Source organism: Mycobacterium sp. NPDC051804, assembly GCF_044452905.1.
In the GTDB taxonomy this organism is placed as follows: Bacteria; Actinomycetota; Actinomycetes; order Mycobacteriales; family Mycobacteriaceae; genus Mycobacterium.
In genome coordinates this window covers 113,619-140,193 of sequence record NZ_JBITCD010000001.1, presented here as the reverse complement: position 1 = coordinate 140,193, position 26,575 = coordinate 113,619, and the positions used below count along the sequence as shown (strand labels likewise).

General features: G+C 66.3%; 26 protein-coding genes. 14 read left to right on the top strand and 12 right to left on the bottom strand.

Annotated features, from left to right (window positions below; translation table 11 throughout):
* Positions 1-23 precede the first annotated feature (23 nt).
* A complete protein-coding gene (locus ACIA48_RS00670; RefSeq protein ID WP_396726594.1) occupies positions 24-824 on the bottom strand; it encodes a DUF2470 domain-containing protein in 801 nt (266 codons plus the stop codon).
* Positions 825-936: 112 nt separating this feature from the next.
* On the opposite strand from ACIA48_RS00670, the gene pheA reads away from it, so the two are divergent.
* Entirely contained in the window at positions 937-1,821 is an 885-nt protein-coding gene (pheA, locus tag ACIA48_RS00665) for a prephenate dehydratase (RefSeq protein ID WP_396726592.1), read from the top strand.
* Positions 1,818-2,504 carry a histidine phosphatase family protein gene (locus ACIA48_RS00660; RefSeq protein WP_396726589.1) on the top strand — a complete coding sequence of 229 codons (687 nt, stop codon included), beginning with the start codon at positions 1,818-1,820 and terminating at the stop codon, positions 2,502-2,504. The genes pheA and ACIA48_RS00660 overlap by 4 nt, the downstream gene beginning before the upstream one ends.
* Before the next feature lie 6 nt (positions 2,505-2,510).
* Here the strand turns inward: ACIA48_RS00660 and ACIA48_RS00655 are convergent, their stop codons facing one another.
* From ACIA48_RS00655 to ACIA48_RS00645, 3 genes are read right to left on the bottom strand one after another with little or no spacing between them, the layout of a single operon-like run.
* Positions 2,511-2,705: a hypothetical protein gene (locus ACIA48_RS00655; RefSeq protein ID WP_396726587.1), complete on the bottom strand. Its 195-nt coding sequence runs from the start codon at positions 2,703-2,705 to the stop codon at positions 2,511-2,513.
* 59 nt (positions 2,706-2,764) lie between these two features.
* Complete coding sequence (locus ACIA48_RS00650) at positions 2,765-3,118, bottom strand: metallopeptidase family protein (protein ID WP_396726585.1); 354 nt, start codon at positions 3,116-3,118, stop codon at positions 2,765-2,767.
* A 4-nt stretch (positions 3,119-3,122) separates the two neighbouring features.
* Positions 3,123-4,547, bottom strand: a complete 1,425-nt coding sequence (locus ACIA48_RS00645; protein ID WP_396726582.1) for a septum formation family protein — start codon at positions 4,545-4,547, stop codon at positions 3,123-3,125.
* Positions 4,548-4,662: 115 nt separating this feature from the next.
* Between ACIA48_RS00645 and serS the strand changes: the two genes are divergently transcribed.
* Complete coding sequence (gene serS, locus ACIA48_RS00640) at positions 4,663-5,922, top strand: serine--tRNA ligase (RefSeq protein ID WP_396726580.1); 1,260 nt, start codon at positions 4,663-4,665, stop codon at positions 5,920-5,922.
* Here the strand turns inward: serS and ACIA48_RS00635 are convergent.
* From ACIA48_RS00635 to ACIA48_RS00625, 3 genes are read right to left on the bottom strand one after another with little or no spacing between them, the layout of a single operon-like run.
* Positions 5,919-6,548, bottom strand: a complete 630-nt coding sequence (locus ACIA48_RS00635) for a TetR/AcrR family transcriptional regulator (protein WP_396726577.1) — start codon at positions 6,546-6,548, stop codon at positions 5,919-5,921. The genes serS and ACIA48_RS00635 overlap by 4 nt on opposite strands.
* A 9-nt stretch (positions 6,549-6,557) precedes the next feature.
* On the bottom strand, positions 6,558-7,631 hold the full coding sequence (locus ACIA48_RS00630; protein WP_396726574.1) for a dihydrodipicolinate reductase: 1,074 nt from the start codon (positions 7,629-7,631) through the stop codon (positions 6,558-6,560).
* An 11-nt stretch (positions 7,632-7,642) separates the two neighbouring features.
* Positions 7,643-8,506, bottom strand: coding sequence for an SDR family NAD(P)-dependent oxidoreductase (locus ACIA48_RS00625; RefSeq protein WP_396726571.1), 864 nt, complete (start codon positions 8,504-8,506; stop codon positions 7,643-7,645).
* A 91-nt stretch (positions 8,507-8,597) separates the two neighbouring features.
* Here ACIA48_RS00625 and ACIA48_RS00620 point away from each other — a divergent pair, with 91 nt between their 5' ends.
* Entirely contained in the window at positions 8,598-9,719 is a 1,122-nt protein-coding gene (locus ACIA48_RS00620) for a dihydrodipicolinate reductase (RefSeq protein ID WP_396726568.1), read from the top strand.
* Here the strand turns inward: ACIA48_RS00620 and ACIA48_RS00615 are convergent.
* The 3 genes from ACIA48_RS00615 to ACIA48_RS00605 form a co-directional block, all read right to left on the bottom strand.
* Positions 9,716-10,018, bottom strand: coding sequence for a hypothetical protein (locus ACIA48_RS00615; protein WP_396728416.1), 303 nt, complete (start codon positions 10,016-10,018; stop codon positions 9,716-9,718). The genes ACIA48_RS00620 and ACIA48_RS00615 overlap by 4 nt on opposite strands.
* Before the next feature lie 29 nt (positions 10,019-10,047).
* Positions 10,048-11,610: a Rieske 2Fe-2S domain-containing protein gene (locus ACIA48_RS00610; RefSeq protein ID WP_396726565.1), complete on the bottom strand. Its 1,563-nt coding sequence runs from the start codon at positions 11,608-11,610 to the stop codon at positions 10,048-10,050.
* A 68-nt stretch (positions 11,611-11,678) separates the two neighbouring features.
* Positions 11,679-12,347, bottom strand: a complete 669-nt coding sequence (locus ACIA48_RS00605; RefSeq protein WP_396726563.1) for a phosphotransferase — start codon at positions 12,345-12,347, stop codon at positions 11,679-11,681.
* Between the two features lie 18 nt (positions 12,348-12,365).
* Between ACIA48_RS00605 and ACIA48_RS00600 the strand changes: the two genes are divergently transcribed.
* Genes ACIA48_RS00600 through ACIA48_RS00590 form a run of 3 tightly spaced genes read left to right on the top strand, consistent with a single transcriptional unit; the run spans position 12,366 to position 14,715 of the window.
* Positions 12,366-13,139 carry a lysophospholipid acyltransferase family protein gene (locus ACIA48_RS00600; protein WP_396726560.1) on the top strand — a complete coding sequence of 258 codons (774 nt, stop codon included), beginning with the start codon at positions 12,366-12,368 and terminating at the stop codon, positions 13,137-13,139.
* Positions 13,140-13,144: 5 nt separating this feature from the next.
* Positions 13,145-13,897 carry a lysophospholipid acyltransferase family protein gene (locus tag ACIA48_RS00595; protein ID WP_396726557.1) on the top strand — a complete coding sequence of 251 codons (753 nt, stop codon included), beginning with the start codon at positions 13,145-13,147 and terminating at the stop codon, positions 13,895-13,897.
* Positions 13,894-14,715: an HAD family hydrolase gene (locus tag ACIA48_RS00590; protein WP_396726555.1), complete on the top strand. Its 822-nt coding sequence runs from the start codon at positions 13,894-13,896 to the stop codon at positions 14,713-14,715. Before ACIA48_RS00595 ends, ACIA48_RS00590 begins: the two co-directional genes overlap by 4 nt.
* A 1-nt stretch (position 14,716) precedes the next feature.
* On the opposite strand, the gene ACIA48_RS00585 is transcribed toward ACIA48_RS00590, so the two are convergent.
* Positions 14,717-16,324: an N-acetylmuramoyl-L-alanine amidase gene (locus tag ACIA48_RS00585; RefSeq protein WP_396726552.1), complete on the bottom strand. Its 1,608-nt coding sequence runs from the start codon at positions 16,322-16,324 to the stop codon at positions 14,717-14,719.
* A 138-nt stretch (positions 16,325-16,462) separates the two neighbouring features.
* Positions 16,463-17,404 (bottom strand): hypothetical protein, encoded by a 942-nt coding sequence (locus ACIA48_RS00580; RefSeq protein ID WP_396726550.1) that lies wholly within the window; start codon positions 17,402-17,404, stop codon positions 16,463-16,465.
* A 161-nt stretch (positions 17,405-17,565) separates the two neighbouring features.
* Here ACIA48_RS00580 and glf point away from each other — a divergent pair, with 161 nt between their 5' ends.
* From glf to ACIA48_RS00545, 7 genes are all read left to right on the top strand, one after another.
* Positions 17,566-18,780 carry a UDP-galactopyranose mutase gene (gene glf / locus ACIA48_RS00575; protein ID WP_396726548.1) on the top strand — a complete coding sequence of 405 codons (1,215 nt, stop codon included), beginning with the start codon at positions 17,566-17,568 and terminating at the stop codon, positions 18,778-18,780.
* Positions 18,777-20,711 (top strand): glycosyltransferase, encoded by a 1,935-nt coding sequence (locus ACIA48_RS00570; protein WP_396726546.1) that lies wholly within the window; start codon positions 18,777-18,779, stop codon positions 20,709-20,711. Before glf ends, ACIA48_RS00570 begins: the two co-directional genes overlap by 4 nt.
* Positions 20,704-21,225 (top strand): phosphatase PAP2 family protein, encoded by a 522-nt coding sequence (locus tag ACIA48_RS00565; protein ID WP_396726543.1) that lies wholly within the window; start codon positions 20,704-20,706, stop codon positions 21,223-21,225. Before ACIA48_RS00570 ends, ACIA48_RS00565 begins: the two co-directional genes overlap by 8 nt.
* Complete coding sequence (locus ACIA48_RS00560) at positions 21,225-22,184, top strand: decaprenyl-phosphate phosphoribosyltransferase (RefSeq protein ID WP_396726541.1); 960 nt, start codon at positions 21,225-21,227, stop codon at positions 22,182-22,184. Before ACIA48_RS00565 ends, ACIA48_RS00560 begins: the two co-directional genes overlap by 1 nt.
* 4 nt (positions 22,185-22,188) lie before the next feature.
* Complete coding sequence (gene zomB, locus ACIA48_RS00555) at positions 22,189-24,258, top strand: flagellar motor control protein ZomB (RefSeq protein WP_396726538.1); 2,070 nt, start codon at positions 22,189-22,191, stop codon at positions 24,256-24,258.
* A gap of 120 nt (positions 24,259-24,378) precedes the next feature.
* Complete coding sequence (locus tag ACIA48_RS00550) at positions 24,379-25,311, top strand: alpha/beta hydrolase (RefSeq protein WP_396728414.1); 933 nt, start codon at positions 24,379-24,381, stop codon at positions 25,309-25,311.
* A 130-nt stretch (positions 25,312-25,441) separates the two neighbouring features.
* Positions 25,442-26,524: an esterase family protein gene (locus ACIA48_RS00545; protein WP_396726535.1), complete on the top strand. Its 1,083-nt coding sequence runs from the start codon at positions 25,442-25,444 to the stop codon at positions 26,522-26,524.
* Positions 26,525-26,575: the final 51 nt, after the last annotated feature.

Sequence of the window (26,575 nt, the reverse complement as noted above, 5' to 3'; positions counted from 1 at the left end):
CAGGCTAGCGGCCCGGGTGCGTCTCAGAGTCGGCGCGCGCGCAAGCCGTTGAGGAACGGGCAACCCATCAGCACGCGGATCGCCTGGGACAGGCCGCTGATGTCGTCGACCGGCTTCGCGAAGGGCAGCCGAACGTCGTGGTCGCCGTCATCACCCTCGACACGCAGCTGCACGCCATAGCGGTCCAGGCCAAGGGGACGGACACGTCCGCGGCGCAACGAGATGGGAAGGCGGCTGGCCAACCGGTCGACCACCTCGCGGTGGGCGGACTCCATGTGCTGCAGCCAGCACGACTCCATTGCGCAAAAGGGATCGGGTTGCGCACCCAGCAGCGCGCTCAACCCGACGGATTCAGCACCGGTGGAGTCGGCGACGACGACCGAGTCGATCTCGAGCCGCATCAACGCGTAGCGCGTGTCCTTGTCGGAGCCGGCGGGGCCCGAGTTCACTTGGAGCAGGGCCGGATTGGGATCCTCGGCCGCGATGAGGTCGAGTAGCGACGAAATCTCGCGGGCGGGGACGTCATGCAGCCGGCCGCGGATCCACACCAGTGATCGCACCGGCTCGCGCAGCGGCAGCGGGGCGTAATCAGTCATCTCGAGTACCGCCTGGACACCGGCAGCACCCGCCGCGACCACCATTTGAGCGACGGCCCCGTCGACCGGAACGGTGATCGCGAACGAGCCGTCGTCGAGGAGGTGGTGCACCGGAGATTCGGCGGGTTCCAGCCCTTCGACCGCCAGCATCGCGCCGCCGGCCCGCGCAAATGCGCTGCGGATACGCTCGGCCGTCGTCGGTGTGGCTTTGGTCACCAGCTCTGTCATCGCCCAACCTTCCGTAGATAAGGTGAGCCTAACTTAACTACGGGTCCCGCGGTCGCGCAAGGCTTACGTGCAGCGGAACGGGATTACCGCGGTGAACCGATAGGGTTGCACCGTGACCCGCATCGCTTATCTCGGACCTGAAGGGACCTTCACCGAGGCGGCCTTGCGCGGCATGGTCAATGCTCAGCTGGTCCCTCTGGACGAGTTCGAGTGGTTTCCGACGGGCAGCCCCGCGGCGGCGCTGGAAATGCTGCGATCCGCGGAGGCCGCCTTCGCGTGCGTCCCGATCGAGAACTCGATCGACGGAACCGTCCTGCCGACGCTGGACAGTCTGGCGACCGGCTCGCCACTGCAGATCTTCGCCGAGTACACCCTCGACATCGCGTTCACGATCGCGGTGCGAAGCGGTGTGACGAACCCGGCGACGATCGCCGCGTTTCCGGTCGCGCGCGCCCAGGTCGCGAAATGGGTCGCCAAGAACCTTCCCGGCGCCGAATTCCAGACCGCGGACTCCAACGCCGCGGCGGCCGTGGATGTCGCCGAGGGTCGCGCCGATGCCGCCGTCACCACCGCTTTGGCCGCCCACCGCCACGGGCTCGACGTGCTGGCCGACGGCGTCGTCGACGAGCCCAACGCGCGCACCCGCTTCGTGTTGGCGGGACCGGTCGGTCCCCCTCCACCGCGCACCAGCGCCGACCGTACCTCGGTCGTGCTGCGACTCGACAACGTTCCCGGCGCATTGGCGTCGGCCCTCGGAGAGTTCGCGATCCGCGACATCGACCTGACCCGGATCGAATCGCGGCCCACCCGAACCGAACTTGGCACGTACATCTTTTTCCTGGACTGCGTCGGCCACGTCGACGACGAGCCGGTCGCCGAGGCACTCAAGGCGTTGGTCGAACGTTGTGCGGATGTGCGATATCTCGGTTCATGGCCGACGGGATCGGCCGCGCAGACGCAGATGCGGGAAGGCGAAATACGGGAGGGGGACGCGTGAGTGGACGGCTGGTGCTGGTCCGGCATGGACAGTCACACGGCAATGTCGAGCGCCGACTCGACACCAGGCCACCGGGTGCGGAGCTGACCGATCTCGGTCGCGATCAGGCCCGGACCTTCGCGCGTGGGCTCACCGACAAACCCGGACTCATCGCGCACTCGATCGCGGTGCGGGCGTCGCAGACCGCGCGCGAGATCGCTGACGAACTCGGCGCGGACACCCATGAACTGGAAGGCATCCACGAAGTCCAGGTGGGCCACCTCGAAAACCGACATGACGACGCGGCCATCGAGGAGTTCAACAGCATCTATCAGCGATGGCACGAGGGCCATGTCGACCTGTCGCTGCCCGCGGGGGAGACAGCCCGCCAGGTGCTTGACCGCTATCTGCCGGTCGTCACCCAGCTGCGCATGCGCTACCTCGACGACGACTCGTTTTCTGGCGACATCGTGATGGTCAGCCACGGCGCGGCGATCCGGCTGGCGTCGGCGGTGCTGGCGGGTGTTGACGGCAGCTTCGCCCTCGACCACCACCTGGGCAACACCGAGGCGGTGGTGCTGGCGCCGATTACCGACGGCCGGTGGAGCTGTGTGCAGTGGGGGACGATACTGCCGCCGTTCTATCCCGAGCCTGACGTCGATCCGGTCGAGGACGCGCTCGAGTCGGCTGACCCGATGGGCTGAGACGGCTCAGATCACCCGCGCGATCGAGACGTCGCGCGCGCACATGCAGCCGATGGCCTCACAGTCGACCGAGAACGCATGCACGACCTCGGGAGTCCGGCAGTCGGGCTCGGTGCATTCGGTGCGGGCCAGGATGTGGTGAATCACGGTGCCGTGACAGTGTTCGACCCCAGCCACACAGGCACGGCATCGACTACTCATGCGCCAAGTTTCTCGCGCGCGCAGACGCAAGTGCACCAACGACGCGGCGTGTCGGCGGGCTAACCCCAGCCGAGTTCGTGCAGACGGTCGTCGTCGATGCCGAAGTGGTGCGCAAGCTCGTGAATCACCGTGACGGCCACCTCCTCGACGACTTCCGCTTCGGTATCGCAGAACTCCAGCAGCGCGCCGCGGTAGATCGTGATCGTGTCCGGAAGCGATCCCGCCGCATACCAACTGTCGCGCTCGGTCAGCGCGATTCCCTCGTACAGACCCAGCAGGTCGGGTTCGTCGGCGTTGCGGTCGTCGACCAGGACGACGACGTTGTCGATCGCCTGCGCCAGTTCCTTGGGGATCAAGTCGAGTGCGTCGGAGACCAGCTCGTCAAACCGTTGCGGGCTCATCCGAACCGTCACGCGGTTACGGCACCGGTGGTGGCGGAGGTGCGCCCGGCGGTGGCGGTGGCGGCGCAGGTGCGGGCGCGGGCGGTGGCGGCGGCGGAGGTAGACCGGGCGGAGGCGGTGGCGGTGGCGCACCGCCCGGGGGTGGGGGCGGCAGGGGTGCACCCGGCGGCGGGGGCGGCGCATTGAGGATGGTGTTGCCCGGTGCGGCCGGGTCCGGACTCGGAGCCGGCGTTTCGGTGGCCTGCGCGGAGCCCGGCATGTGCTGGGTCTGGTCGCCGTAGTCGGATTCGTCCGACGACGACGACGAAGACGACGACGAAGACGACGAAGACGAGGACGACGACGAGGATTCGGCAGGCGAGTCGGGCATCGGGATCGGCGGGAAACTCAGCCGTTCCTCGGGGATGTCCGGGGGCGGTACCGGCGGCTGACCGTTGATCATCAACGGGCCCTTGGCGCTGTTGAGAAGCGTTGACCAGCCACCGTTTCCGAGGGTCGCGCCGATGCTGCACGACACCTGGCGGCTGCCGGCCGACCACGTCGGCAGCGAGATCGTGCTGTAGATGAGCGTGAGTGTGGTGCTGCGCAGCTCGATGGGCGCCAGGTAGGCGTCCGTCATTCGGGTGCACGCGTCCTTGATGAAGCCGTCCTGCTCGGGCTCCGGCGGCAGGCCGGCGGGGAACTTCTCAGCGAGGTTCACCGCACCGGTGACCTCCATCGCGTGCGGCGCGGCGCAGTCGATCGGAATGTCGGTGGGCTGATTGGTCGACGGGTCGATGCCCAGGCACGTGCCCGCGGGCCACACCTTCGACTGGTCGATGTCGGCGACCTTGCCCTTGAACGCCACCTGCTGGTTGTTGGGGCCGGGCAGTTGCATCCCGCAGAGCATCCGGCGCTCACCGGATTGCTTCCAGGCCTTGTCGCCGGACCACAGCATGCTGATGGTGAAGCGGCTGTTGGGGTCGAAGTCCGTGCCCAGGTATTGCTTGACCGCGGCCGAGCACTGCTCCTGGCTGATCTGCTGGATCCGCGCGGTCGAGGGCGGCGCCGCGTCGGGCCCGTATTCGCTGCCGGGGAACGTGCGCATGTCGACCGACTCGGCGACCTCGAACCGGTGATCGTCCTTGCAGTCGACGATCTCCGCGGCATCGGGTGTGCGGTCGGGCCAGTTCAGGCAGTCGCCGGCCTTCGCGTGCTTGAAGGTGTCGTTGCCGCGGGGCCCGAGCGAGATCGTGCTCGCCGTCAGGCTGCCGGGGCCTTCTTTCTGCGGAATCGCGGTGATCAGACCGGCGATGAGCAGGCCGCCGAGCGCGGTCAGCAGCAGTGCGCGCCGCGTCGAGGCCGCCTGCAGGCTGCGCCACCAAGGCGCCCGCGGCGAGGGCTGCTCGGCCTCGTCATCGTGCGGGTATTCCAGGGTGGGTGCTTCAGACATCTGCTCCATTGTGACAGGCGTGTCGGGTGCTGTGACAACTGATGCAGTTGTAACGTTACGAGGTTGTGGCTGAGGTGCCGACCTCGGCTGTTCCCGGCGGACCGCCAAAAGTAGTGTTGCGCCCGTGATCGACCTCAAACTCTTGCGCGATGACCCGGATGTGGTGCGCGCATCGCAACGCGCCCGTGGCGAAGACCCTGGCCTCGTCGATGCGCTGCTCGACTCCGATTCCGCGCGGCGGGCGGCGGTGTCGTCTGGCGACAATCTGCGCGCCGAGCAGAAGGCCGCAAGTAAGAAGGTGGGCAAGGCATCGCCGGATGAACGACCCGCACTGTTGGCTGCCGCCAAGGAACTCGCCGACAGGGTGAAGGCCGCCGAGGCCGAGCAGAGTCAGGCCGAGACGGCGTTCACCGCCGCGCACATGGCCATCGCGAACGTGATCATCGACGGCGTCCCGGCCGGCGGTGAGGACGACTTCGTGGTGCTCGACACCGTCGGAGAACCCCGCGCGATCGACAACCCGAAGGACCACGTCGAGCTCGGCGAATCGTTGGGGCTCATCGATCTCGAGCGCGGGGCGAAGGTATCGGGCGCGCGCTTCTACTTCCTGACCGGTGCGGGAGCGCTGCTGCAGCTGGGACTGCTGCAGCTTGCCGCGCGGCTGGCCCAGGACAACGGCTTCACGCTGATGGTGCCGCCGGTGCTGGTGCGCCCAGAGGTCATGGCGGGCACCGGTTTTCTCGGTGCGCACGCCGAGGAGGTCTACCACCTCGAGTCCGACGACCTCTACCTGGTCGGCACCTCGGAGGTGGCGCTGGCCGGCTATCACGCCGACGAGATCCTGGATCTCTCGAACGGTCCGCTGCGCTACGCGGGGTGGTCGTCGTGCTTCCGTCGCGAGGCGGGCAGTCACGGCAAGGACACCCGCGGCATCATCCGGGTGCACCAGTTCGACAAGGTCGAGGGTTTCATCTACTGCAAGCCCGACGAAGCGGAGGCCGAGCATCAGCGGCTGCTCGGCTGGGAGCGCGAGATGCTCGCCAAGATCGACGTTCCGTATCGCGTGATCGACATCGCCGCAGGGGATTTGGGTTCTTCGGCCGCGCGCAAGTTCGACTGCGAGGCGTGGGTCCCGACACAACAGACGTATCGAGAGCTGACCTCGACGTCGAACTGCACGACGTTCCAGGCGCGCCGCCTTTCGGTGCGCTATCGCGACGAGAACGGCAAGCCTCAGACCGCGGCCACCCTCAACGGCACGCTCGCCACGACCAGGTGGCTGGTGGCCATCCTGGAGAACCACCAGCAGCCCGACGGAAGCGTGCGGGTGCCAGAAGCATTGGTGCCCTTCGTCGGAACCGAAGTGCTCGAGCCGAAGTCTTAACGTTCGGCACTGTGCGTGAGCACGTAGGCGGTCAATACGTCGACCAGGGCGCGCCGATCCCGTGACGTGTCCAGCGGTTGCGACGAGATGATCTGTGCGACAACGATTCCGCGCAAGCACGCCCAGATGTGGTTGCCGATCTCCTTGGCGTGCTTCGGGTCCAGGCCCCCGCCCAGGTGCCTGCCGAGTTCGGTCAGCTGTCGCATGGTGTCGGCCAGCCGCTTGTTGACCGCATCGTCTCGGCCCGACCGAGTGGCTATCAGGATCTCGATGGCCGCCATCGACGTCGGGCTCGAGAACGCCGACCACGCCGCGTCAACGACGCCCTGAACGCGTTGTTCGATCGGCAGGTCGGCGGTCGTCGCGGGTACCGCGGCGAGAACTTCGGTGAGCTGACGGAAGCCTTCGTCGACGACTGCGATGAGTAGTCCGTTCAGGTCCCCGAAGTGGTACTGCACCACCCCCCAGGTCACCCCGGCGCGCTCGGTGATGCGACGGACGCTGGGTGCGGCGAAACCCTCGTCGAGGATGTAGCGGACGGTTTCGTCGATCACCATCTGCCGGGTTCGCTCGGCACGCAGCTGGTTACCCCCAGGGGGGCGTCGCGGTTGCACTGCACCTGCCATTGACTGACTTCACCACATGACGCCGCGGGTGTGATCCAGCGGCCGTAGGTCGTGCGCGGCGAGAATCCCGGCCGGCGCAAGGCACACGGCTTCGATGGCGTTGATCGGTCGTGCGGCGGTGGCGATGACGCCGCCCTGGTTGTGGTCCGTTCCGCCGAGGCCGACATGGGTGTTGATCTCGATGCCCGGATCACCTTGGACGACGACGCGATGCACGCCCGGGCGACCATCCGGCGGGACGGCCCAGTCCGGAGCGGCGACCTCGGTCAACCGGTTCACATGTTCCATGGTGATGACGACGTTGCCGTCCCGGATGCCCTCGACACCGAAGCGCACCGCGGCGACCTTGCCCACCTCGACGTCCATCATCGTGCACGAGATGGGTTCGGGCGTCACCCATTTCTCGTGACGCTCGCGTACCTCGTCGAGTTCCACACCGAGATCTGCGGCGAGGCTGCGGACCTGGATCCCCCACATCGACGCGAGCACGCCCGGCATGAAGAGGATCGGTTGGTGCTCTGGGTCGGTGCCGAAACCGAAAGTGACACCGGTGAACTCGGCGTCATCGTAGGTGGCGTAGTCGCAGATCTCCTGGACCGTGATCGAGTCGGCGCGACCGGCGAGGCTCAGCGCGGTGTACACCAGCGTGTCCCCAGAGAATCCGGGATCGATCCCATTGATGTAGAGCGTCGAATTCCCTTGGCGGCAGGCCTCTTCGAGGGGTGCGCGCAGCCAGTCGTCGGTGAACTCCGGTGCGACCAGCCAGACGAACGACGACCCGACGACATTGGTTCCGGCGCGCAGGAAACGCGCGATGTCGTCGGCCGCCTCCGACGCGCGGGTCTCGGCCTGCGACGTGTAGACCACGCAATCGGCCTTGAGTGCCAACAGCGCGTCGATGTCGTCGGTGGCGGTCACCCCGGTCGGTTCGGCGAGCCCGCACAGTTCAGCCGCGTCCCGGCCGATCTTGTCAGGGCTGGCCGCGTGCAGGCCGACCAACTCGAGGTCCGGACGCTCGATGATCGTCCGGAGTGCGTGTATGCCGACGTTACCGGTGGAGAACTGGATGATGCGCCGCTTCATTCTCGGTGTCCTTACAGCAGATCGGTGATGGTCTTGAGCCCTGCGTCGTACAGCACACCGGGCAACATGCCGCCGTCGATCTCGATCGTCGTCCCGTTGACGAAATCGGCTGTGCCCGAAGCGAGGAAGACGCAGGTGCGGCCCACCTCGGCCGGCTCGCCGCCGCGCTTCATGGGAACGTTCACGAAGTATTCGCTCCCGGTGGGATCGTCCTTGGGCAGGACGAACGACCGGAAGTTCTCGGTGATCGTCGGACCGAGTGCCACGCAGTTCACCCGAACCGCGGGGCCCCACTCCTGGGCCAGCGAGCGCGTCATCTGGTTCAGCCCCGCCTTCGCGGCGCCGTAGGACACCAGGGTCGGTGAACCCGCGGGATGTCCGGCGCCACTGGAGACGTTGATGATGCAACCCACGCCGTCTTGCGTCTTCATCTGCCGGTACGCCCGAATCGCGAACCAGAGCGGGCTGATCAGATTCATCTGCACCGCGAAGGCGTGAAACAGCGCGCTGCGCTCGTAGTCGTCGTCACTGGCCGGGGCGCCCTGGATACGCGACACCAACGCCGGAACCTCGTCCACCGACGGCGAAGGGACGGTGCCACCCGCGTTGTTCACCAGGATGTCCAGTCGGCCGTATCGATCGACAACGTGTTGCACGAAGGCGTCGATGGCCGTGTAATCGGCTTGGTCACAGACCATCTGGTCGGATCGCGCAGCCCAGTCGGGATTGTCTTCCGTGCCCGGCAGGGCGTCCAGCGCCGACCGTGAGCAACCGACCACCGTGGCCCCGGCGCGCAGCAGTTCGTGCGCGATGCCCACACCGACGCCGCGGCTTGTCCCGGTGACTATGGCCACCTTGCCATCGAGCTCGCCCACCTCAGCGTCTCCATTCCTCGCGGAGTTCGACCACCAAAAGACATTACAGGTGTAATGTTTTTGCGCAAGGGCGAGTTGAGGGAGAATGACCATGGCGCAGCCAATGGACAAGACGTATCGCGTCGCGGTGTGGGCCACCGGCGGGGTCGGGCGCTACGCGATCAGAACGGTCATGGACCGGCCCAACCTCGAGCTCGCCGGCGCGTGGGTGCACTCGGAGGCCAAGGACGGCCAGGACATCGGTGTGCTGGCAGGTATCGACCCGGTGGGCGTCACGGCCACCCGCGACGCGGACGCACTGCTGTCCTCGGGGGTGGATTGCGTGATGTACGCCGCGCCTGCCGGCCCGCGACCGAAGGAGGCGCTCGCCGACTTCTGTCGCATCCTGTCGTCGGGCACCAACATCGTCACCACGTCGCTGCCCGGCCTCGTCTACGAAAAGGGTTCCCTCTCACAGCGTTTCCTCGACCCGATCCGCGAAGCAACGGCCGCGGGCCGCAGCTCCATCTTCTCGTCGGGCATCGAACCGGGATTCGGCTGCGACCTCTTTCCGATCGCGCTGATGACGATGTCGCACAAGGTGTATTCGGTGCGCGGCATCGAGATCACGAACTACTCGGAGTATCCGGTCGAGTGGGACGTCCGCGAACTGTTCGGGTTCGGGCAACCGCTCGACTACCAGGGCGGCTTGAAGCAGCCCGGTGTGCTCAGGTGGGGTTGGGGAGCGGCGATCACCATGGTCGCCGACGCGCTGGGTGTCGAGTTCGACGAGATCCGCGAGACGTGTGAGTTCCTGCCGACGCCGCGTGATCTGCACACCGCCTGTGGACTCATCCCGGCAGGCACGGTCGGCGCCACGTACGCCAAGTGCATCGGTGTGGTCGACGGTGAGGAGGTTGTCAGCCTCGAGCATGTCGACCGGATGGCCGACGATCTGGCGCCGGAATGGCCGACCGGTCGGACCGGAGCCACCGACGGAATCTGGCGGGTGCTCATCGACGGTGAACCGTCGTTCGACGGAGAGTTCGAAGTGGGCCACCGCGACGGTGAAAGCGCAAGCGAGCATGGGCTACTCGCCACCGGCATGCGGGCGGTCAACGCGATTCCCTGGGTGTGCGAGGCCGCGCCGGGGATTGTGGACGCGCTGCACCTGCCCCTCACCTCAGCGATCGGCGCCCTGCATCCACACCGCGACGGTGTACCCGCGTTCTAGCGGTCCAGCAACTGGTCGAGCGTGGCCAGGAACTCCTTCGGCCGCTGCGGGGTGAACGCCGGCGCGGGCTTCACACCGTCGACGTCGAGGATGATGAGCGTCGACTTGATCGGACGCCAGACGTCGAGCGGCATCCAGCGCCGAGGATCGAAACTCCCCCAAACGCGGAATCGCTCGGTGAACATGCCGAGCGGCTCGGCCTTGTAGCCCCGGATCGACTGCAGTGGAATCACTTTCGATGTGCCTGACGGAAAGTGGTAGCGGCGCAGTGTGATCGCCAGCCGGTCGAGCTGGATCATCCCGTCGTCGTAGTGCTGATGCGGGCCGGTCACGCGCGGGTGCTCCGCAACTCGTGTCCCTTCGTCGTCAGGCAGCGGCCGTTCTCGAGATTCCATTGCCAGCCGTGCAGATTGCACGTCAACGTGGATCCCTCCACCACGCCGAACTTCGACAGGTCGGCCTTCAGGTGGGGACAACGTCGCTGAATCTCCCACCCGTCGAGCGTGATCGACGCGGTGTCGTCGTGCGCCTCGGCGAACCAACCGTCCGCATAGGCGATGCGCTCGTCGGTCAGGCACTTGAAGAACGTGTAGAGGTACTCGTTGTAACCGCCGACCCGCCACGCCGTGAACCGGGTGGACAGGAAGATGGTGTTGACCCAGTCGGGCTCGTTGTCGCGGAGAACGGTCCGCACGAGTTCCGGCGGGATGCCGAAGCCGTACCGGAACTTCTCGTCCGGAATGGGTTCGCGGACAGCCCGTTTCGGGAAGTCCAGCACGACGCTTTCGTCGTGGCCCCCACCGCGCAGGCGTAATTCCACCGGATAGCCGATGCCGTCACAGATCTGATCGCTCTGCAGCATGATGGGTTCGAATAGGGCGCGCAGCGGCTCCAGCATGGGTTCGCCCGCCGCGGGCGCCCAGGTCGCCTTCTGCGCGGCCAGCACCGGAGCCATCCGCTCGGCGAAGTCGGCGATGTAGGCCGCCTTGCCGGTGGTGAAGATCGCCTGCACCTCGTCGTCGGGCAGCGGATGATTGAGCGAATTCAACTGTGCACCAGTGAAATCGGCCGTCGTACCGGGCATCATCAGCAGGCCGCCGTCGTGACCGTTGGCCCGCATCTGATCCAGGAACACCGCCTGGTCGGGAAAAATGTTGGCGGGGTCGCCGTGATCGTCGTTGAGGTCGCGCAGCGCTGAATCGAGGAAGCACGGCGGACCTGCGGACGGGATCACCCACGTCGCGCCGACCTGAGCGATGTATTGACGGCACCGGTCCATCTGCCGCTGTCGCTTCTGGGTGCCGAACGCCTCTTTGGCCCGCGCCGGCATGTCGTACACCATCGGGTACCAGATGGCCCCGGAGTACTGCAGCATGTGAACGTCGACGGCGCCGAAGTCGGCGTGCACCACGTCGAGGTCGACCGGTCGGGCGTCGTTCATGTTGAAGCAGACCGTCTCGCCGTCGTCGAGCACCAGACCGGAGTCTCCGATGGGGCCGTCGGCGGGCGCGCGCAGGGAGATGATCATCACATCGAGGTCGCCCTTGGGTCCGCTGACGCGGTGCTTGACCGAGTCGGTGGTCTCGAAAAACCGGTGGAACCCGAGCTTCTCCAGTTCGCGGCGTAGGTCCGGCACCGGGAAGTCGGGCAGCAGCACCATCGCGTTCTTGTTGACGTGGGCGCTCAGGTTCTTCGCGTCGAAATGGTCGGCGTGCAGGTGCGATACGTAGAGGTAGTCACAGTCGCCGAGGGCATCCCAGTCCAGTTCGCTGTTGTCCGGGAACGGAAACCACGACGCGAAGTACGCGGGGTTGACCCATGGATCGCACAAGACGCTTCCGGCGTTCGTATCGATCCGGAAGCCTGCGTGTCCGACGCTGGTGACCTGCACTGATGTTCTCTCCTGCTATTGCGATGCGCGGCACCAAGACTAGCTGGCGGCGAACAGGTGCTGCTGAATCACTCGTCTTCCCACAGCCGCAGATAGTGGTCCATACGGTCCTGATCCGGCGTCACGCCGTAGGCATCGAAGAACTCGTCGCGCCAGTCGCCTCCGTAGTTGTACCGCAGCGACCAGTCCGCGACCGCGAGGTCGGCCCAACGGTCGGCGACACCTAGTTCGCCGAGGTCGACGTGCCCGCAGGGCTGGCCCTCATCGTCGATCAAGGTGTTGGGCGCACACGCGTCGCCGTGGCACACCACGAGTCGATCGACGTCCGGCTGGTCGTTCACCCACGACGGCGGACCGAACGGGCAGTCGTCGACGGGCAGTGTGTCGTGCATCACCCGGAGGCCGGTCCCGATGGCCCGGGCCGCCGTGCGCGGATCGCGTATCCATCGGGGATCGACAGCAGACGAACCCGGCAGCCCTGCGGTATGCAGCCACCCCTCGCGCGCGCCCAGCACCCGCGGCACCGTCAGATACGCGGCGGCCCAACCGAGCCTGCCGATTTCGGCCTCCAGGGTGTGTGCCCAGGGCGGCGGTACGACCTTGACGTACTCGGCTCCGCCGTCGATCGCAAAGGTGACGCCACCCAGCTCATTGACCCAAACCGCGGTCACCGGCCTGCCTGCGGCGATGTCTGTGACCAACGAAGGAGTCGGCACTGGTTCGGCGGGACGCGACACGCGACTAGGCTGCCAAACGTGGAGCCGGTTTACGGAACAGCCATCAAACTCGCCAGACTGCTGTGGCGCGTACAGGGCTTGACGTTCACGGTCACCGGCGTCGAGAACCTGCCCGTCGAGGGCGGGGCCGTCATCGCAATCAACCACACGGGCTACATCGACTTCACCTTCGCCGGTCTGCCCGCCTACAAGCAGAAGCGTGGGCGCAAAGTGCGGTTCATGGCGAAGAAAGAGGTCTTCGACAACAAGATCACCGGCCCGATCATGCGCAGCTTGCGCCATATCGAAGTGGACCGTGACAACGGTGCCGCGTCCTTCGACGAGGCCTGCCGAAAGCTCAAGGAAGGCGAGCTGGTCGGTGTCTACCCGGAGGCGACGATCAGCCGCAGCTTCGAGATCAAAGAGTTCAAATCCGGCGCGGCGCGCATGGCGATCGCCGCCGACGTGCCGATCGTCCCGCACATCGTGTGGGGCGCGCAGCGCGTCTGGACCAAGGGCCACCCCAAGAACATGCGGCGGCCCAAGGTGCCGATCGCTGTGGCGGTCGGGGAGCCGATCTATCCGACGCTGCCGCCGGTCGAACTGACCGCGCTGCTGCACTCGCGAATGCAGCATCTGCTCGAACGGGTGCAGGACGATTACGGACCGTATCCGCCCGGCGAGTTCTGGGTTCCGCACCGGCTCGGTGGCGGAGCGCCGACGCTGGCCGAGGCGAATCGGATGGACGCCGAAGAGGCTGCCGAGAAAGCGGCCCGCCGCGAACAGCGGGGGCCCGCGGGAGCACCGGGGTAGCGCGCATGGAACCGGTCTTCCGCATGTTGGAGATTGCCGTCAGTACGGCGAACAGGGCCATCGGGACCCGGATCACCTATATCGGGCTGGAGCACATTCCGGCACAGGGCGGCGCGGTCGTCGCGATCAACCACACCAGCTACCTCGACTGGTATCCCTCGGCGCTGGCGGCCTATCAGGTCCGGCGCAGGCTGCGGTTCATGATCAAGTCCGAGATGCAACAGGTGAAGGTCGTCAACTTCCTGATCAAGCATTCCAAGACGATTCCGGTGAACCGCGAAGCCGGGGGCGAGGCGTATGCCGTCGCCATCGAGCAACTGCGACAAGGAGAACTCGTCGCCGTGTATCCGGAGGCCACGATCAGTCGCAGTTTTGAGCTCAAGGAGTTCAAGTCCGGGGCCGCTCGGATGGCGCGCGACGCGCAGGTGCCGATCATCCCGATGATCGTGTGGGGCACACAGCGCATGTGGACCAAGGATCATCCGCGAAACATGGGCCGCAAGAAGATTCCGGTCACCGTAGCGGTCGGTCCCCCGGTCCAGGCGGCTGCGACATTCGAGGAGACCAGCGCGGCGATGCGGGAGGCGATGTACGACCTGCTGCGCATGGTCCAGGAGCAATACCCGCATCCCGCGGGTGCGTATTGGGTGCCGCACCGGCTGGGCGGCAGCGCGCCGACGATGGACGAGGCCAAGGCCCTCGAGGATGTCGAGTCTGCGGAGCGCGCGCGCAAACGGGCGGAGCGGCAGACTCGGTGACCCTGCCCCTGCTCGTTGCCTCCGATGTGGACGGCACGCTGCTCACCGACGATGACGACGACGCCATCACACCGCGCACCCGCGCCGCGGTCAGGGCCGCCGTGGACTCCGGAACCCACTTCGTCCTCGCTACCGGTAGGCCGCCGCGCTGGATTTCGCCGGTCGTCGACGCCCTGGGTTTCGCGCCGATGGCGGTGTGCGCCAACGGCGCTGTGATCTACGACCCGTCGACCGACCGCATCGTATCGGCTCGCACGCTGTCCGCCGACCTGCTCGGTGAACTCGCCGAGATCGCGACCAGGGTCATTCCCGACGCGGGCCTGGCCGTCGAACGGGTGGGGCGTAGTGCGCACGACGCGGCCACTCCGCAGTTCGTCAGCTCGCCCGGCTACGAACATGCTTGGCTGAACCCGGATAACACCGAGGTGTCGATCAAAGACCTACTGAGTGCGCCTGCCATCAAGTTGTTGATCCGCAAGGCGGGCGCACAGAGCGCGGACATGGCTGACGCATTGGCCAAATACATTGGTACACAAGGCGATATCACTTATTCGACCAACAACGGTCTGATCGAGATCATGCCGCTGGGCATCAGCAAGGCCACCGGCATCGCTGAAGTGGCCGAGCCGCTGGGGATCACCGCGGAAGACGTCGTGACGTTCGGTGACATGCCCAACGACGTGCCGATGCTGGGATGGGCCGGGCTCGGCGTCGCGATGGGCAACGCACATCCGGATGCGGTGGCGGCTGCCGATGAGGTCACCGCGACGAATGCCGACGATGGGGTGGCGCGGGTTCTCGAGCGCTGGTGGCTGTAGATCAAGCGGGGCTGATGGGCTTGATCCGCTCCAGCTGGATCGGGGTGTGATCGGAATCCGATTTGGGCAGGTCGGTGGGAACGCCGTCGATGACCCGGGTGACTGTGCCGTTCTCGCGGTCGAAGTTCAGCGTTCCGTGTTGGAAGTTCTGCACGATCCACTGAGGCTCTTGGATCTCGCCGCTGGTCGGCAGACCCAGCGCGCCGCGTTCGAAGCCCAGCGATCCCCACGCGTTGTAGATCGCGCCGGTGACCGGCTCGGCTCCGCTGGTGGGCGACCAGTAGATCGCGCCGCGCTCGAAGTTCGCATATCGGGCCGGTCCCTCACCCGAGGCCTCGGGTGATCGCGGTGCGCCGAGGGGTCCGTTCGGGCCGCCCATCGACTCCCAGCGCATGAAGATCGCGCCACCGCGCAACGTGTCCGCCAGATCGGCCGGGCCGGGGGGCCGGTTGAATCGTGCTGCGATGTCGCGGATCTGGCCCATCGCCGCATACGCCGCGTTGCCCGGGCACTCGGTGATACCGACGTCGCGGTGGGTGAAGATGGTCGGCAACGTCGGCGTGGCGCCGAACGGGAACTTCGAGAACGAGCCACCGGCCGAGGCGAGGATCACCGTCCCCTTGGGGTCGATGTGGTCAAGGCCCAGGCGCCACCCGAGCAGCCGTCCCGTGTTCTCCAGCTGGATCTGGGTCGGCGCGGCCTGGTCGAAGTTGCCCAACATCGCCACACCCCAGGTGTCGCGGTTGAAGCCCCCGGTGTGGGCGCCCTCGACGGGCTTGTCCATTCCACCCGCGCGGCCCTCGAATACCTGGCCGTACTTGTCGACCATTGCGTTGTACGCGATGTCGCACCAGCCCAGCGTGCGGGTGTGGTACTCGTAAATCGAGCGGATGATCCCGGCCGAATCCTCGGGCGCGTACTCGTTGCTACCGGCGGTGTGATGGACGATCCCGGCCCGAACCGCCCTGTCGTACAGCGGGTTTCCGCATCGCATCCCCTCGTCGGCACCCCACCCCGCGCGGTTGATGATCTGGGGCGGCGATCCCGGCGCTGTGACGGCTGAGGGCAGCGGCAACGAATCGACCGGCGCCTCCGGCGGACTGATCAACACAGCGTTGATGTTTTGGGGCAACGGCTGCTCGACATTGGCGGGCACATACCCGAGATCCGGGCGCGTGTCAGGCTTCTTCGGTGGTTGGGCAGGCCGGGTGACCGCGATCTGCACGGTGGTGGTGCGGCCCACGAAGACAGGTTCGGTGCCATCCGGGGCGTCGGCCGCCGGGGTATCTGGTCCGAGGCCCTCCATGGCTTCCGCCTCGTACCAGGGGCCCCAGCTGCCGTCGGGCTTCTTGGCCCGGACCCGGGCCGACGTGCCGCTGAGGTCTTCGGCAGTGAGCGCGACCAACGAAAACGGCGTGTCCTGATGGATCTCGCGAATCGTCTCGCCGCCGCCGAGGCCGGTCAGCGGCTGCTGGGCGAGCTGAGGAGCCTTCGGCTGCTGGTCGCGGTCGTCGACGCGGGGGATTCCGTAGATCGCCATCGGCAGGACGACTGCCGTCGCCGCAACCGCGGTGAACAGCATCGACGGCAACGGGCGGCGATACAGCACGGACTGATGTTACGTATGTGTCAGTTGTTACTAATGTTTCGACACGGCGCTAGCACCGACCAATCTGGCACTGGTCCACACGCAACGGCACCGCAGAGCCCAGGGGGCGGCTTCTGCGGTGCCGTTCGGTGACAGGTCTTAAGCGCCGGCGCCTGTCGAGGCTCCTGCGGCTGCAGCCGGGGCCGCTGCCGCTGCCGGTGCGGCTGCTGCCGGGGCGGCACCCGCGACCGCGGGTGCGCCCGGAGGCTTGGCCGCCGACATGATCGCGGGCATCACCATGCCCTTGAGCAGGTCGATCGCCTGCCCGGCGCCCAGCTGGTTGGCCATGCTGGACAGATCTCCGATGATGCCGCCGGTGCCCGTGCTGGCCGCCGGCATGGTCGCCAGCGACGGGTCGCCCATGATCGGGTACATGCCCGCGCCGGGATCCAGCCCGATCGGTGCGGAAATCGGGATCTCGCCGGGTGCGGGAAGCGCCCCGGTGGCACTCAGCGCCGGATCGGTGAGCGACGTGGCTGGGGTCGTCAGGCCGGTGGCGGGGGTGAGTGGGCTCGTCAGTGCCGGGTTGGTGTTCGCCGCACTGTTCAGCGCGTCGGGAACCAGCGGGCTGACTGCGGTGCCGTCCAGCGAAGCGCCGGGTGCGGTCGTCGACGGTGTGGTCAGTCCGAGGCCGGGTGTCGTCAGATCCGTGGCGCCGAGCCCGGGCGTCGTCAACGTGCTCGGGGTCAACCCCGGAGTCGTCAGGTTGGTCGCGCCGAGGCCGGGCGAGGTCAGCGGCGACGTTGCCAGGCCTGGCGAGGTCAGCGTCGTAGGAGTGCTGGCACCGCTACCCGTCAGCACGCCGGTGGGCATCGGCGGCAGATTGATGCCGAATTGCGAGAGGCCCTGCGACAGCGCTGACATCAGTTCGTTCGGCAGGTCGGTGATCGTGGCGGCCTGGACGAACTCGCGCTTCTGGGGCTGCGGATCGATGCTTGCAGACAATTCGGATACGGCGACTACTGCGGCTGGACTCGCGACGGCCAGGGCGGCGACTGCGCTCATGGCTGTCGAGAGCCTGCGTCGACGTCGGTTCGGCACGGAAGTCTCCTCAATATATGGACTACGTCTGGCTTTGTACTCGTACGCGTTCGACGGTACTGATGTGACTGCTGTGACTAAAGTGACGATGCGGAATTGTGAGCCAATCTTGACCTGAGCACTTTGTCGCAATTCGGGTGGGCGGCGGCCGTCGGATACCCTTGCTGCCGATGACAGCTCGTTTCGATCTCCTTGTCGTCGGTTCCGGATTCTTCGGTCTGACGGTTGCCGAGCGTGTGGCGTCGCAGCTGGACAAGCGTGTTCTGGTGCTCGACCGGCGGCCGCACATCGGCGGTAACGCCTACTCCGAAGCCGAACCGAAAACCGGTATCGAGATCCACAAATACGGCGCGCACCTCTTCCACACCTCCAACCAACGGGTGTGGGACTACGTGCGCCAGTTCACCGACTTCACCGGCTACCAGCACCGCGTCTTCGCGATGCACAACGGCCAGGCCTATCAGTTCCCGATGGGGCTCGGCCTGGTGTCGCAGTTCTTCGGCAAGTACTTCACGCCGGATCAGGCCCGTCAGCTGATCGCCGAGCAGGCCGCCGAGATCGACAGCGGGGACGCCACGAACCTCGAGGAGAAGGCCATCTCGCTGATCGGCCGCCCGCTGTACGAGGCGTTCGTCAAGGGTTACACCGCCAAGCAGTGGCAGACCGACCCAACGGAACTGCCCGCGGCCAACATCACGCGGCTGCCGGTGCGCTACACGTTCGACAACCGCTACTTCAACGACACCTACGAGGGCCTGCCGGTCGACGGATATACCGCGTGGCTGGAGAACATGGCCGCCGATGACCGCATCGAGGTGCGGTTGGACACCGACTGGTTCGACGTGCGCGACGACCTGCGCGCCGCGAACCCCGATGCGCCGGTCGTCTACACCGGACCGCTGGACCGGTACTTCGACTACGTGGAAGGCCGGCTGGGCTGGCGCACACTGGATTTCGAACTCGAGGTGCTCGAGACCGGTGATTTCCAGGGCACTCCCGTCATGAACTACAACGACCTCGACGTGCCCTACACCCGGATCCACGAGTTCCGGCACTTCCACCCCGAGCGGAAGTATCCGGACGACAAGACGGTGATCATGAGGGAGTTCTCGCGCTTTGCCGCCGACGACGACGAGCCGTACTACCCCATCAACACCGAGACCGATCGGTCGCTGCTGGCGGCCTATCGGGCACGAGCCAAGGCCGAGACGGCGTCGGCCAAGGTGCTGTTCGGTGGACGGCTCGGCACCTATCAGTACCTCGACATGCACATGGCGATCGCCAGCGCATTGAATATGTATGACAACACGCTCGCGCCCCACCTGCGTGACGGCGCGCCCCTTGCCGAAAATGGCACAGAAAGCAGCAGCGCATGAGTGACATCCCGTCCGGCGCGCTCGACGCCGGAGACACCAGGGCGGTCAGCCTGCTGGCGCGCGTGATCTTGCCGCGCCCAGGCGAACCGCTCGACGTCCGAAAGCTCTACATCGAGGAATCGGAGACCAACGCGCGCCGTGCCCACGCGCAGACGCGCACCACGCTGGAGATAGGCGCGGAGTCGGAGGTGTCGTTCGCGACGTACTTCAACGCGTTCCCGGCCAGCTACTGGCGCCGCTGGTCGACGTTGGAGTCGGTCGTGTTGCGAGTCGAACTCACCGGCAGCGCCCGCGTCGACGTCTACCGCTCCAAGGCGACCGGCGCCAGGATCACCGTCGGCGGCGAACCGATCTCCAGCGGAGAGTCCGATATCCCCGCCGTCGTGGAGTTCGAGATCGACCTGTCTCCCTTCGAGGACGGCGGATGGATCTGGTTCGACATCACGACCAACACCAAGTCCACCGTGCACAGCGCGGGCTGGTACGCGACGAAGCCCGCGCCAGGGCGCGCCAACGTCGCCGTCGGCATCCCGACTTTCAACCGCCCGTCGGATTGCGTCAGCGCACTGGCGGCCCTCACGTCAGATCCCCTGGTGGACAGGGTGATCAGCGCGGTCATTGTGTCCGACCAAGGCAACAACAAGGCCAAGGATCATCCGGGGTTCGAGGCAGCTGCCGCCGCGCTCGGCAGCCGGCTGTCGGTGCACAATCAGCCCAACCTCGGTGGTTCCGGCGGGTACAGCCGGGTGATGTACGAGGCGCTGAAAAACACGGACTGCGAACAGATTCTGTTCATGGACGACGACATCCGCGTCGAGCCGGACTCGATCCTGCGGGCGCTCGCGCTGAACCGGTTTGCCAAGGTGCCCACGCTCGTCGGCGGCCAGATGCTCAACCTGCAGGAGCCCAGCCACCTGCATGTGATGGGGGAGATGGTCGACTCCGAAAACTTCATGTGGACCGGGGCGGTCAACACGGAGTACGACCACAACTTCGCCAAGTACCCACTCAGCGACGAAGAGGAGCCGCGCAGCCGGCTGCTGCACCGCCGCATCGACGTCGACTACAACGGCTGGTGGATGTGCATGATCCCCCGGCAGGTCGCCGAGGAGCTCGGCCAGCCGCTGCCACTGTTCATCAAGTGGGACGACGCCGACTACGGCCTGCGCGCAGGCGAGCATGGCTATCCGACCGTCACCCTGCCCGGGGCCGCGATCTGGCACATGGCGTGGAGCGATAAGGACGACGCCATCGACTGGCAGGCGTACTTCCACCTGCGCAACCGGTTGGTGGTCGCGGCCATGCACTGGGACGGCAAGATCTCCGGCCTGCTGGCAAGTCATATGAAGGCGACGTTCAAACACCTTCTCTGCCTTGAGTATTCGACGGTCGCCATTCAGAACAAGGCGATGGACGACTTCCTGGCCGGACCCGAGCACATCTTCTCGATCCTGGAGTCGGCACTGCCGGACGTGCGTGCGATGCGTCAGGAGTTCCCCGACGCCGTCGTGCTGGAGAGTGCGACCGCACTCCCCACGCCTTCGGACAAGAAGTGGCGCAAAAAGGTCAACATCCCGACCAACCCGCTGTCGATCTCGATGCGGCTAACCCGCGGGGTGTTCCACCAACTCAAACAGCACGACCCCGAGCATCACCGGCGCCCGCAGATCAACGTCGCCACGCAGGACGCCCGCTGGTTCTCGCTGTGCAAGGTCGACGGCGTCACTGTCACCACCGCGGACGGTCGCGGTGTCGTGTACCGCCAGCGTGATCGCGCGAAAATGTTTGAGCTGCTTCGTGAGTCGGCCAAACGGCAGGTGGAGCTCGCGCGCAAGTTCAACCGCATGCGCAAGGTTTACCGCGACGCGCTGCCGGTGCTCACGAGCAAGCAGAAGTGGGAGACCGTCCTGCTCCCGTCCGCCGATGGCTGAGACTCCGCATGGCGAGGACGCCGTGCTGGTGACCGTTCAGTCCGCCCTCGCCGATCGGCCCGGCGTACTGGCGGGCGCACGGACCCTGTCGCATTTCGGCGAGCACAGCCTCGGCTGGCTCGTCGTCGCTGCGCTCGGCGCCCTGCTGCAGCCCGCGAAGCGCAGGGAGTTCCTGACCGCGGGGACGGGCGCGTTCCTGGCCCACGCGGCCGCCGTGGTGATCAAACGCGTGGTGCGGCGCGAACGCCCGGACCATCCGGCGATCGCGGTCAACGTCGGCACGCCCAGCCGGCTGAGTTTCCCTTCGGCGCACGCGACATCGACCACCGCGGCGTCGATCCTGTTGGGCCGGGCCACCGGCCTTCCGTTGCCTGCGATCCTGGTGCCGCCAATGGCGTTGTCGCGGTTGGTGCTCGGTGTGCATTACCCGAGTGACGTGCTGACCGGCGTGGCGGTCGGTGCGGCCGTCGCCAAGGCGGTCACCATGGTCTCAGAGCGGGCCGAAGGAGTCTGATGAGCGTCTCGAGCGAGAGCAGTGCAGAGAGCACCCCGCAGGTGAATCACGAGCCAGTGCCCGAGAAGGGCCCGCCCCGCAACCTCGCCACCGGGATCGTCAAGGCGCTCCGGCCGCGCCAATGGGTCAAGAACGTCCTGGTGTTTCTGGCCCCGGTCGCCGCGCTCGGCGATGACCGCTATACCTACGACTACCGCGAAGTGCTTGTCCACGTCCTGCTGGCGTTCGTGGTGTTCAGCCTCGCCGCATCGTGTGTGTACCTCGTGAACGACGCCCGGGATGTCGAGGCGGACCGCGCGCACCCGACGAAGCGGTTCCGCCCGATCGCCGCCGGTGTGGTTCCCGAGTGGCTGGCCTACTCGCTGGCGGTGGCGCTCGGCGTCGCGGCGTTGGTGGGCTCCTGGCTGGTGACCCCCGATCTGGCCGTGGTGATCGCGGTGTACATCGCGATCCAGCTGGCGTACTGCTTCGGACTCAAGCACCAGCCCGTCATCGACATCTGCATCGTCTCGTCCGGTTTCCTGATCCGTGCCATCGCGGGTGGCGTCGCGGCCGACGTCCGGCTGTCGCAGTGGTTCCTGCTGGTGATGGCGTTCGGCTCGCTGTTCATGGCGGCGGGTAAGCGCTACGCCGAGCTTCAGCTCGCCGAACGCACCGGCGCCAAGATCCGCAAATCCCTTGAGAGCTACACGAGTTCGTACCTGCGCTTTGTGTGGACGTTGTCGGCGACGGCAATGGTGGTGTGCTACAGCCTGTGGGCCTTCGAACGAGACGGCGCCGACGCCGGCTGGTTCGCCGTGACCATCATCCCGATCACGGTGGCGATCCTCAGGTACGCCGTCGACGTCGACGGCGGCATGGCCGGGGAACCCGAGGAGATCGCGTTGAAGGACCGGGTACTGCAGCTTCTTCTGCTGGCGTGGATCGGAACCATCGGTGCCGCCGTCTTCTTCAGTTGACAGGATGAGTTCCTCGGTCGCCGGCCAGAGCCGTTTCTTGGACGGCCTTGGCGATCGTATTGCGCGGCTACCGGCATTTCCCTACGACATCACAGTACGAATCAGCCTGTGGGTGAGCGTGGTGGTCGTCGCGGCCCTGTTCGGCTGGGGTGCATGGGAGCGGCGGTGGATTGCCGACGACGGCCTCATCGTCCTGCGGACCGTGCGAAACCTGCTGGCGGGCAACGGTCCTGTGTTCAACGCTGGCGAACGCGTCGAGGCGAACACGTCGACGGTATGGACCTATCTGATCTATCTGGGAGCGTGGGTCGGCGGTTCGGTCCAGATGGAATACGTGGCGCTGTTCCTCGCGCTGACGCTCAGCGTGCTCGGTGTCGTCTTCGTGATGCTGGGCACCGCCCGCCTGTACGCCCCGAGCCTGCGGGGGCGACGGGCGCTGATGCTGCCCGCGGGCGCGCTGGTGTACATCGCGGTGCCGCCCGCCCGTGACTTCGCCACCTCCGGTCTCGAAAACGGTTTGGTGCTGGCATATCTCGGCCTGCTGTGGTGGATGATGGTCTGCTGGTCGCAGGCGCTGCGCACACCCGGTCCAGGCCCTGCGATACCGGCGTTCCGCGGCGGGCCGCCGGCCATTCGCAGGCAACCCGTCAGCCCGGCACCCGCGACGGCCAGGGTCAGCGGGTTCTTCGACGGCGCACTGGCTTTCGTCGCCGGCATGAGCGTGCTGATTCGGCCCGAGTTGGCGTTGATCGGTGTGCTCGCGTTGGTGATGATGCTGATCGCGGCGCGCGACTGGCGGCGGCGAGGGCTCATCGTGCTCGCGGGCGGCCTGGTGCCCGTCGCGTACGAGATTTTCCGAATGGGCTACTACGGCTTGTTGTTTCCCGGTACGGCGCTGGCCAAGGACGCGTCCGGTTCGAAGTGGTCGCAGGGGTTTGTGTACCTCGCCAACTTCAACAACCCCTATCTGTTGTGGGCACCGGCTGTTCTGCTGGTCGGGCTGGCCGCAGTGGTGATGGTGACCAGGGGCCGCCCCTGGGGCATCCGCCACCCGGTCGCGCCCGGTCACGGGTGGATTGCGCGCACGGTCCAGAGCCCGCAGGCGGTAGTGGGTTTCATGCTCGTCAGCGGTTTTCTGCAGGCGGTCTACTGGATCCGTCAGGGTGGCGACTTCATGCACGGCCGTGTCCTGTTGACGCCGCTCTTCTGTCTGCTCGCACCGATAGCGGTGATTCCGTTGGTACTGCCCGACGGAACCCGAATGGCCCGTGGCGCAGGCTATTTGTTCGTCGGAGCTACGAGCCTGCTGTGGGTTTCGATCGCCGGCTGGTCGTTATGGGTCGCCAATTCGAGCGGTATGGGATCGGACGCCACCCGCGTGACCTACAGCGGCATCGTCGACGAGCGACGGTTCTATGCCCAGGCCACTGGTAACGCGCACCCGCTGACCGCCGCCGACTACCTCGATTACCCCCGCATGCGGGCGGTGATGACCGCGATCGACAACACGCCCGACGGTGCCCTGCTGCTGCCGTCTGGCAACTACGACCAGTGGGACGTCGTGCCGGCCATCCCGCCGCCGCCCGACGCACCGCAGGACGTCAAGGACCGAACTGGTCCGCACACAGTGTTTTTCACCAATCTCGGCATGCTGGGGATGAACGTCGGACTGGACGTTCGAGTGATCGACCAGATCGGTTTGGCCAACCCGCTTGCCGCGCATACCGCGCGTCTGGACGACGGCCGCATCGGCCACGACAAGAACCTGTTCCCGGACTGGGCGGTGGCCGAGGGCCCGTTCCTCAAGACCCGGCCGTTCATTCCGTCCTACCTTGACGAGGAGTGGATCCGACAGGCCGAGGCGGCACTGGAGTGCCCGGCCACCGACGCGATGCTCAACGCGATCCGCGGCGAGATGGGGCCGCGCCGGTTCCTGTCGAATTTCCTGCACGCGTATTCGTTGACGCAGTACCGGATTGATCGGGTTCCGCTCTACGAGCTCAAGCGCTGCGGGCTCGAGGTGCCCGAGCCGAAGGACGCGCCCTACACCGGCATGCCCGCGGCCGGGCCGTAACGCGGCTACGAAGGCTTCAACCCGTAACGCGGCCAGCGACTCTGGCGATACACAGGCGTGGTACGACCTGTGCGAACCTGGCTTCGCCGCGCGATCGCGGCGGGCGCCGCGGTCTTGGCGATGCCGATGATCGCTGTTGTGTCCAATGTCACACCGACCGCGGGCGCGTTCTCCCGCGAGGGCCTGCCCGTCGAGTACCTCGACGTGTACTCGACGTCGATGGGGCGCAACGTCCGTGTGCAATTCCAACCGGCCGCGGGGGCTCCGACGGACGGCACCGCTAAAGCCGTCTATCTCCTCGACGGCTTGCGTGCGCGCGACGACTACAACGGCTGGGACATCGAAACCCCTGCGTTCGAATGGTTTTTGGACTCCGGCGTAGCGACCGTCATGCCGGTCGGCGGACAGTCGAGCTTCTACACCGACTGGTATTCACCGTCGAGCTTCAACAACCAGCCCTATACCTATAAATGGGAGACCTTTCTCACCAGTGAGTTGCCGTCCTGGCTGGCGGCCAACAAACAGGTCTCCACAACCGGCAACGCCGTCGTCGGCCTGTCGATGTCCGGCGGGCCGGCGCTGATCCTGTCGGCGTACCACCCGGCCCAGTTCCGCTACGCCGCATCGCTTTCGGGCTTTCTCAACCCGTCGGCCCTGTTCATGCAGCAGGCGATCCGCGTCGCGATGCTCGACGCGGGCGGCTTCAACGTCGACAACATGTGGGGCGCGCCATGGGACGGCGCATGGAAACGCAACGACCCGATCAGGCAGGTTTCGCGCATCGTCGCCAACGGCACACGGCTGTGGATCTACTGCGCACCCGGCGGTACGACGCCGCTTGACGTGAACGCGGATCCGAATCAGTCGTTCAACGCGAACAGCCTTGAATCAATGGCTCTGAAGAGCAATTTGGACTTTCAAAAGGCCTACGTAGAGGCCGGAGGCGCTAACGCCACTTTCCAGTTTCCGCCTGCGGGAAATCACGCGTGGCCGTACTGGGGAGCGCAGCTGCAAGCCCTGAAACCAGACCTGATCGCAACCCTCAAAGGCTGAGGAGCGACCAGGGACGATACACCTTGAATTGGAGGGACCACAGCAAGTTGTGGTTGACTGCACGAGCAACGCGGCTGGGTCCGTCGGACAAGTTCCGCGTGCGGCATACGACAGATGGGATAGATGAAGCATGAAGTTCGTTGGCAAGATCCGTGGCGCGTGGGTGCGCCGGCTCGCGGCTGGGGCCATGGCCGCAGCAGTGTTGCCCGCCCTCGTCAGCGCCGTCGGAGGCTCGGCGACTGCGGGCGCTTTCTCTCGTCCGGGTCTGCCGGTCGAGTACTTGATGGTTCCGTCCGCTGGAATGGGACGCGACATCAAGGTTCAGTTCCAAAACGGTGGGCCTAACGCGCCTGGCGTCTACCTGCTAGACGGCTTGCGTGCCCGCGATGACTTCAATGGTTGGGACATCGAGACCGCGGCGTTCGAGTGGTACGTCGATTCGGGTCTCGCGGCGATCATGCCGGTCGGCGGCCAGTCGAGCTTCTACTCCGACTGGTACAGCCCCGCATGCGGTAAGGCAGGCTGCTCCACCTACAAGTGGGAGACCTTCCTCACCCAGGAACTGCCCGCCTACCTGGCCGCGAACAAGGGTGTCAACCCGAACCGCAACGCGGCGGTGGGTCTGTCGATGGCCGGTTCGGCCGCGCTGACGCTGGCGATCTACTACCCGCAGCAGTTCCAGTACGCCGCTTCGCTCTCGGGCTTCCTGAACCTGTCCGAGGGCTGGTGGCCGATGCTGGTCGGCATGTCGATGGGTGACGCCGGCGGCTACGACCCCGACGACATGTGGGGCAAGACGGAAGATCCCAACAGTGCGTGGAAGCGCAACGACCCGATGGTCAACATTGGCCAGCTGGTCGCGAACGGCACCCGCATCTGGGTGTTCTGCGGTAACGGCAAGCCCGCCGACATCACCGGCACCGGTGTCGCGGCAGGCGACAACTTCAACGCGGAATTCCTCGAGAAGTTCACGCTGCGGACGAACAAGACCTTCCAGGAGGAGTATATCGCCGCGGGCGGTAAGAACGGCGTGTTCAACTTCCCGGAGTCCGGCACTCACAGCTGGGAGTACTGGGGTCAGCAGCTGCAGCAGATGAAGCCGGATATCCAGCGCGTGCTGGGTGCCACCCCGCAGCCGAGCACTCCCGTCGGCGGCGCGCCGGCCGAGGGTGCGGTTGAGGCTCAGCCGGCATCGGCTGAATCCGGCGGGTAATTGACCCGTTCGTCGGAAACGACATGACTGGCGGCGGCGATCCTTCGGGGT